Annotated in this window: 8 protein-coding genes and 3 tRNA genes; 2 read left to right on the plus strand and 9 right to left on the minus strand. The window is 41.3% G+C overall.

Annotated features, from left to right (window positions below; genetic code table 11):
- Positions 1-2: 2 nt before the first annotated feature.
- The 7 genes from JXA84_06400 to JXA84_06430 form a co-directional block, all read right to left on the minus strand.
- Positions 3-77 (minus strand) — tRNA-Met (locus tag JXA84_06400).
- 62 nt (positions 78-139) lie between these two features.
- A complete protein-coding gene (locus tag JXA84_06405; GenBank protein ID MBN1150835.1) occupies positions 140-973 on the minus strand; it encodes a hypothetical protein in 834 nt (277 codons plus the stop codon).
- Between the two features lie 10 nt (positions 974-983).
- A tRNA-Gln gene (locus tag JXA84_06410) sits at positions 984-1,057 on the minus strand.
- 64 nt (positions 1,058-1,121) lie between these two features.
- A complete protein-coding gene (lepB, locus tag JXA84_06415; protein ID MBN1150836.1) occupies positions 1,122-1,886 on the minus strand; it encodes a signal peptidase I in 765 nt (254 codons plus the stop codon).
- Between the two features lie 4 nt (positions 1,887-1,890).
- On the minus strand, positions 1,891-3,390 hold the full coding sequence (locus tag JXA84_06420) for a mechanosensitive ion channel (protein ID MBN1150837.1): 1,500 nt from the start codon (positions 3,388-3,390) through the stop codon (positions 1,891-1,893).
- Between the two features lie 22 nt (positions 3,391-3,412).
- The gene (locus JXA84_06425; GenBank protein MBN1150838.1) at positions 3,413-4,831 is read right to left on the minus strand and encodes a metallophosphoesterase; all 1,419 of its coding nucleotides are present in this window, start codon (positions 4,829-4,831) and stop codon (positions 3,413-3,415) included.
- A 47-nt stretch (positions 4,832-4,878) separates the two neighbouring features.
- Positions 4,879-4,962 (minus strand) — tRNA-Leu (locus tag JXA84_06430).
- A 145-nt stretch (positions 4,963-5,107) separates the two neighbouring features.
- Here JXA84_06430 and JXA84_06435 point away from each other — a divergent pair.
- A complete protein-coding gene (locus tag JXA84_06435; protein MBN1150839.1) occupies positions 5,108-5,482 on the plus strand; it encodes a hypothetical protein in 375 nt (124 codons plus the stop codon).
- 11 nt (positions 5,483-5,493) lie between these two features.
- A complete protein-coding gene (locus JXA84_06440) occupies positions 5,494-6,246 on the plus strand; it encodes a hypothetical protein (GenBank protein MBN1150840.1) in 753 nt (250 codons plus the stop codon).
- Between the two features lie 172 nt (positions 6,247-6,418).
- Here the strand turns inward: JXA84_06440 and JXA84_06445 are convergent, their stop codons facing one another.
- Together JXA84_06445 and JXA84_06450 are read right to left on the minus strand one after the other, a co-directional pair.
- Positions 6,419-7,363: a nucleotidyl transferase AbiEii/AbiGii toxin family protein gene (locus JXA84_06445; protein ID MBN1150841.1), complete on the minus strand. Its 945-nt coding sequence runs from the start codon at positions 7,361-7,363 to the stop codon at positions 6,419-6,421.
- Positions 7,341-8,117, minus strand: coding sequence for a type IV toxin-antitoxin system AbiEi family antitoxin (locus JXA84_06450; GenBank protein MBN1150842.1), 777 nt, complete (start codon positions 8,115-8,117; stop codon positions 7,341-7,343). The genes JXA84_06445 and JXA84_06450 overlap by 23 nt, the downstream gene beginning before the upstream one ends.
- Positions 8,118-8,278: the final 161 nt, after the last annotated feature.

Consider the following 8,278-nt stretch of genomic DNA (forward strand, 5'->3'; position numbering starts at 1 on the left):
AATGGTTGCGGGAGAGGGATTTGAACCCTCGGCCTCTGGGTTATGAGCCCAGCGAGCTACCACTGCTCCATCCCGCGACGTAAATTTACTTCTAATTATATTGTATTTTTAACCGTTGTCAATCTAAATCGGGCGTTTTTTATTTTGTCAAAAAATAAGAAGGCGAATAGATTGTGGCGTATTCACCTGTGACAACAACTATCGCCGAAGATCCAAAAAATGTTTTGCCTTTGTTTTCGATTATTTTGTGGTCTGAAGCTAAAAACATGAAAGCCGAGGACAGCGTCTCTTCCCCTTCTCCTGTTAAACGGACAAGTTCGGAAATTTTAATTTTTACCCTGTTTTTGTTTTCCAGCAGTTTCGCGATTTTTTTTCCGGCGACGTTTTCTGACCCGGAGTATTTTTCAAAATCCGCGAATTCGCCGGAAAGAAGAATATAATCGTTGGCTGAGTAATAGGACTGCATTTTTGATATCTTCACGGGCGACACGAATTTCACCAAAAAAAAATCGAACGTCTCGAAATCGTATTCGAAAAAAAACTTGTCCGGAATAAAAGGGAAAATACTCTGTCTTTTTACACCCCATAAATTGAAAAAACCAGCGAACATTTCGGCAAATGGCAAAAGGTCTCCCGTCTCATCTTGACTTTCCTGTGGTTCTGAGCTCTTTTTCAAAATTAAAAGTTTACTGCAGTTTGAAACAGGTTTTTCCTCCGCCAGTTCGGAAAGAAAAGTGACCGCGAGAAAATACTCTTCTGTTTCTTCAAACCTATCTATAACGGCATATCCGATCTCAGTTGAATACTGCCTTTCTTCGGGGAGTTGCCCTGCGATTCTTTCGGTTATCTTTGAAAGCAACTCATTCGCTTCATCGAGAGTCAGTTCTTGCGACTCCGTTATGGTGTATTGACCTTTGAAATCATAAAAGTATTTTTCAAGGTCGTAGATTTGTTTGGGATTTTTAATGTTCATGGAGAAGATTTGGCTGGGGTGCAGGGATTTGAACCCCAATAGCGTGATCCAGAGTCACGAGTCCTGCCATTGGACGACACCCCAGTGATTTATTCCAGAAAGAATATATTCTAATCCCTTTCTTGTCAATTCCCATGAAAATATTTTTCTAAACTATCAGCCTGCCTATCCTCGTCCACTTAATCCATTTCCACGGAGGAATTATTCTGTCGTTCTCCTTGGTGTCGAAGGAAAAATAAAGAATCAGAGGTTTTCCACGCAATTCTTTTTCCGGCACAGGACCCCATGCCCTTGAATCGTCGGAGTTGTCTCTGTTGTCACCGAGCATCAGGTAATTTCCTTCGGGGACGACTACTGGCCCAAAGTTGTCCCTGATGTAGGGGAAGATTGAGTTTTCATGGAATTTTCTTTCTTCCCAGAGCTTCTGGTATTCTTCCTGCGCTAAAGAAGCGCCGAGTCTCGTCTGAAAAAGCGACGGGAAAATTCTGTCGTCTGTGTAAACCGTGTAATCTTCCTGAAGAAGTTTTCCGTTTATGTAAACTTTCTTGTTTCTTATCATGACGGTATCTCCGGGAAGCCCTATGCACCTTTTTACGAAATCCCTTCCATCAATCGGATACCTGAAAGCTATTATGTCCCCTCTCTGCGGTTCGGATATTTTAAAAAGATGCAGGTTCCACAGCTCCTCACCCGCTCTGTGGTATGCTATTCTCGGTCCGAGAGAGACCCTTTCTACGAACAGAAAATCTCCGACGAGAAGGGTGTTGACCATGCTCGGAGTGGGTATCCTGAAAGATTGTATCAGAACAAGCCTAACTATCATCACAAAATAGACCGCGACAGCTATGGATTCAATCCATTCGCGCACGGGACTCATGTTTTTATTCGCTTTGTCTTTTTTTCTGAAAAACATACTCTCACTTCCTGGTTAAACCGAAAAATCCTTGTATTCTCATGAGAATTGAAGATTTTTCTTTTTCGTCAATTTCCCGATTCTGTTCAGAATAATTGGCATTTGATATTCTTTCAAGTTCTTTTTTTCTCGTAAGGAGTTTTTCACTGAGTGAAAACGCTATTTTTGGGTTGGCTACGATCACTCCCTTGAAGGTGTTTTTGTTTATGAGAATGACTTCTACTTCGGAGGAAGCCCTGACGCTCGCGCTTCTCTTCTCTCCTGTCAGAAGAGACATCTCGCCAATAAAGTCGAGTGGGCCGAGTTTTGTGACGAATTTGCTTGCCCCGTCGCTGTCCCTTTTTTCGACCACGACTTCGCCTCTCGTGATGATGAACATCGAGTCGCCCTCGTCGCCTTGTTTTATTATTGTATCTCCTTGTCCGTAGGAGACTTTCGGTGAATTTTTCGCCAGCGAAACCAGGTCGTCTTTCTCCAGGGGTTCGAAAATCGGGACGCTTTTTAGGACTGACATCGTCTCTTGAATTTTTGCCTCATCCGAAACTTCTCTCGATTCGTAATTTTTTACCTGGACTATCGGGAAAGGAATTTCAACTCTGTTTCTCTTGAACGAATACCATATTTTCGTCAATACCTCGTCTTGAGCATGATAAACTTCTCCATAATCTTTTATCCAGAACTTCAGCCTGTAACTAATTGAGGAATCCCCGTAGTTTGAAAGCCAACAGATAGGTCTTGGGTCTTTTTTGACAAGTTTGGATTCTAGGGCGCATTGAATCATTATGTTCTTTACCTTTTCGGGTGAGTTTTCGTAAGAGACGCCGACGTTGACTTCAACCGCCTTGTTTCTCTGAGGCTTTGAGAAGTTGATGATCTTACCTGAGCTGACGTTTGAATTTGGAATGGTTATCAAGTCGTCATCCCTGGTGTGTATGGTGGTCGACCTCCAAGTTATATCAACCACCCAACCCTCGTCTTCGCCCACCCTGATCCAGTCTCCATGCCTGAAAGGGGATTCCATGTTCAGGGCTATTCCCGATAAAAGGTTTCCGAGTGTCTCTTGGAGCGCAAAACCGAGAACACCTGCCAATACCGCGGAAGTCACCGATATGCCTTTTAGCTCAACTTTAAAATGAAGCGAAAGAATCAAAAGAACCAGAATTATGACTGCGGTGAATTTGATTATGTTTCTCAGGACTCCCGGAATGATTTTTGTCGTTTGTCCCCTGTAATAGGCTTTGCCGGAAAGAATAAAATCGGCCGCGTCCGCAATCAAATAGGCGGAAATAAAAAGGGCTATTCCGAAAAACAGACTGCTCATGCCATCGCTGAATTTTGGAGAGAAAAACAGCTCGGAAACGAGGAGGGACATCAACCATACAAACAAGAAAAACAAAAGCGCGTGGATTAAAAAAATGTTTTTGACGAGAAACTTGTGTTTGAACTTTTTCAAAATGATAAGTTCGAGGATGAACCAGCCGATCACTGACAATGCGATTTTCAATGTCAAAAAGGAAATTATCATTCTACTTTACTACCGTCGTTTTGCAGGAAACCGTTCTCGAAGGGGAATTGAAGAGGATGAAATACACTCCGGGCCTGAAATTTGAAAATTCAGCCCAGCGGCCTTCCAGCACTGCTTCTCTGAAAACAACCCTTCCGGACTGGTCTAAAACGCTTAGGTTGCCGTTTTCTTCCGCGTAAAATCTGAACCCTCCCAAAAAGGTCTGGACTCGATTGAAATCGTCCCCAAGAACAGGTTCTCCTTCTTCCACGCAGGTCATGACGAAATTGTCCCTTACGGCACCAGATGTGTCGATTACCGTCACGTTGAGTGAATTCTGACGGACTTCTATCAGGCAGAAATGGTGAAAGTTTCCAAAGTGCCCCTGGACTATGCTCCCTCCGCCGCCCCCCGATATAAGTTGCCTCACGCAGGTTATCGTGTCGGGAAGAATTCTTCCGAAAAAATCGCTGTTGTAGAGGTGTATGTGCCCTGCCATGTCGAGAATAACTCCGTAGTCTCTGAGAACTTTCCAGTACGCGTCCCTCTCAGTTACATGTTCTCCTAGAAAACCGTATTCGTCTCCGGCGTAAGACCACGCGTGTTCATGGTGAGCACTTATCTTGAAACGGGAGGAAATACCTGAGAGGTTTTGTTCCAGCCAGTTCCTTTGGTAGATGTCAATGACTTCTGGGTTGTCGTAGCAGTCGGAGTCGAGGATGAAAACCCGCGCGTCTCCCCAGTCGAAATAATAGACCAGTTCGTCGTAAAACTGCGGCACGGGAGAATTGTGAGGCATCTCGAATTCATCGACTAAAATATCTCCGCCGTTGAAATTGTGGTACCAAGTGTTTACGTCGTGATTTCCAATAGTCATGAACACAGGCCTGTTGTATGCTAAGGTGTCTGTAGCCGCTTTAAAATTATCCCACTGCTCTCTCACCTCGCTCTGGTAATAGGAATTATGGACCGCGTCTCCCAGAAAGACGACGAAATCAGGGTCATAAGACACCATGTTGATTACATTGGCTGTGAGGGCGGGAGAAATTCCTCCTGAGCCGGCGGTGCAGTGGGCGTCGCCGAAAACGGCGAAACTGAAAGTTTCGCCGGGATTTGCCGGCATCCGGAAAGTCCGGACGGGTGTAAGGGCGGAATCCTGAGCGTTGAACGCGGTCACGGAATATTTCCATGTTCTCGCGCCGGTGAAGTCTCTGAGAACAGCCAGATGGAAAGTGTCGGGCGTCGAGCAATAAACGGTCTCCGACATAGCTCCGTTTTCTTCGCCATACAGAACTTTCAGAGAGCACAAAGCGTCTGTCTCAGCGATTATGAAAACCGAATCTCTGAAAACGCTTGATATCCTCGGACCATGGACAAAAGAAAGCGAGCCGATTTCCAATGAGTAAAGGGACAAAACAAAAAAAATGTAAGCCAATTTCATAGAGAAATTATATAGGAGGACTGAAAAAAAACAACTCCAAAGAAAAATGCCGGGACTGGGACTTGAACCCAGACAGGATTACTCCCGCCAGCCCCTCAAGCTGGTGCGTCTGCCAATTCCGCCACCCCGGCAAAAAGGTGCAATATTTCAAAAAACGATGAGAAAGTTTTTTACAATGAAACTCTTCGCCCGTCAAGATTTTTCACAACAAAAAAATCCTCGCCTTGACTATCATTTTCTACTCTGATAAAATGTAAGTAATTTAAAGGAGGTCTTATGAAAAGAATTCTAACGGTGTGTGTCTTGTCCGCTTTTGTTCTTTTGACTGTCGGTTGTTCAATGATGGGAAACAACCAGAAGCTTCTCGACGATCTGAAGGCGGCTCAGGATAAAGTCACTGAAATGACAAACGAGAAAACAGAGTTGGAAGGCAAAATTTCCGACTTGGAAGAACAGATTGATAAATTCGGCGACATGGACATTGAAGAGATCGACGCTGAGATGGAAAGGCTCGGGGAAGAAAATGTTCAACTTAAATTGACAAATGATTCTCTTGTTCAGGTCATTGAAAAACTTAAAGCAGGCTCATCTTCTGGCGGCGGCTCATCAGGCGGTCATCCAGACCTTGGACCTCAAATAATAATCGAATAAAGGAGTCCTAAATGAAAAGAATTATTTTAATAAGTGTTTTCGCAGCCGCACTGATAGTTTTCGGCTGCACAAAAGACGACAACCCGACCAACCCAGGAGGCGGTACTGCCTCAGCTCCAACTACTGTTACAATTACAGCAACATCAGATGGTTATGGTGTTGTAATTAGCTGGACTGCTGTCGCAAGCGCCGATTCTTACCAGGTAGAATACCCCGGTTCAAAAGGCTATGCAGTAGTGACGGGTCTGAGCTACACCCACAACGATCCCACAGAACTCGGCGCATACAGAGTTAGAACATTTGTCGACAACGACACGAGCGGCTGGTCATCTTCGGTATCTACAGCTCCTTATACAGGATCAGGTCAATTAGGGGAATGGTCGTACTCATCTCTCGCTTCTTGCTATTACTGGACTACAACAGGAACAGGAACATCAATATCGAGGTTAGATCCTAACGCTGCCACTTTAACAGATATTTTTTGCTACTACGACAACAATGAGTTGAACATAGTCAGAGCAAACCAAGCTCCTTTAAACGGAACAAGACAAGTTTCAATAGCTTATTCAACAGACCCTTCTTATGTTGCAAAAGCACCCTCTACTGGTTATGCAAATTATCAACCTCTTAGCGTCAATGGTTATTTCTGGGTTCATAACGGAGACTCAAGATATGTAAGAGTCAGGGTTACCATTTTGGATACTTATGATTTTGATTTCTCTTGGGTATATCAACCCGTTTCTGGATTCCGTTACGTAGATTAATTTGAGTTTTTTTAAAAGGGCAAGAATAATCTTGCCCTTTTTCATTTTTTCCATTATTCGAAAATCGTGAATTTGCCCTTGTGAAGAGTTTTTCCTCCGGTGTTTATTACTAAGAAGTATGTTCCAGTAGAAATGTCTGCATAAGTTCCCCAACTGTAGAGTATATCATATTCTATTTTGACAACACATTTCTCAATTTTGAAAGTAGTTCGGTTTTTTTTTCTTTATTCATTCTTCTTATATTTGCCAGTTTCCATTGAACCGCAGGTAATTTCTCTATAACGTCAATCCCTGATAGATTCCAATTTGGTTCACCTTTTTTAAAAGTTAATAAAAAATCTTTTTCGTTCTCTGTCAGACTTCTACGAATAATATGCAACAATGATCTACGCACTTCTACTAAGTCCTCATACGATACATCGTCCTCTGTCATTCCCTGGAATTCCCCTTCAAATACGTTATTAAATTCACTAAAAACAGGATCAAGTAATTCGTGAATAGGCCGATTATGGCTAATTAGGTTTACTATGAAAGCTTTTCGTATCTGTTCTGTGATACCTTCAAGATTCAACAGCTGTTTTATGTCGTAAAAATCCCGAGGATGTTGTCTATCTAAAGCAGCACAGATTTTTCCTCCGAATATATCAGCAAAGGATGCAGTGATGGCTTCAAAGGAAAGTTCAAAAATATTTTGTGCCTTTTTACATAGTATATGTTTTTCTACAGGAAAGACAGTACCTCTGTTAACTAAATTTGGTTCAATTTTTATCTGTACATCAGTTTGTCTAATAAAAATTTTGTTAGTCATATTGGGATCAGTAATATGCCCTTTTTGAATACTTATACCAGGGATCCTGCGTTCAATATTTTCAGCTATTCGCGATAATGAGGATTCGATTTTTACCAAAGAAATATCTCTTGATTCTACAGGCAGATAAGTCAAATCTATATCTACGGATAATCTGGGCATGTTCCTGAAAAAGAAATTTATTGCACTGCCACCCTTTAGTGCAAACACTTTTTCTTCAAAAACATAAGGTAAAGATTGCAGCATTAATCTTGCTTGCTTGAAGAATTTTTTCTTCATTGTACTGCTATTTTTCACTTTGATTTCCATTCGGGACAGATATCAGATATTTTACATCGAGAACTCCTCCTTTAGATATAACACGTTTTCCTTTGCCGAAATCAATTCTTGCTGTATTAAGATGACTCACCCAGGGTTGATTAAACTTTTCAGCAAAATACATAAACAGGCGCTTTACTTTTACTGAAACTGTTTTTTCCAATAGCCATTGAACAAGATCCGGTCTTAATGTTTTCAATCCTTCCATCAAAAGACCAGCATGCTCGAATGTCTCTGTTTTATCTACTAAAAATAACACTTCCATTATAGCCATTTCATTTGACGAAATAGTTATTGAATATTCTCCCATTTCTATTTTTGACAATCCGATTTTTTTTTCGTAAGGGAAACAGTTAGTAAAAGTATATTTCAAAGACGATCCCCTGTTATACTCCATAAACCATTTTGGCAAATATCTGGACAATCCAAATATATAAATGGGATGTTTTTCATTAAAAGGAATAAAATGTCCATAACCATGAAGTTCTAACGCACTACGGGCACCAACATGAACATTGAGTTTTAATTGTTCTTGTAGGGCATACAAACCACTGGTCCAATCAATTTTGTCACCTGAACGCATATAAGCTCCATGACCTATAGATTCAATCCATGCTGATTTTTCGTAAATTTCTATGAGTTGACGATAAATTCCTTGCTCTTTCAGCCATTTGCTGATTGCGACAGTATTTTTCGGCCATATTTTGAGAAGTTGGTTTAATTTTCGGGGATTTTGTCTATTCATAATTTACAATTATGACAAAAAATAAACTTTTGTCAAGTTTAAAAAAAACGATAAATGTAAATTTATGATTTACATTTATATTAATAAATAAACTCTACACAAAACCCCTCTTTTAAAAAATTGAATAATTTTTGGCAACAGTTTGATTTTACTCTTCTAAT

It is taken from the genome of candidate division WOR-3 bacterium, from assembly GCA_016926475.1.
Taxonomy (GTDB): domain Bacteria; phylum SDB-A; class SDB-A; order SDB-A; family SDB-A; genus JAFGIG01.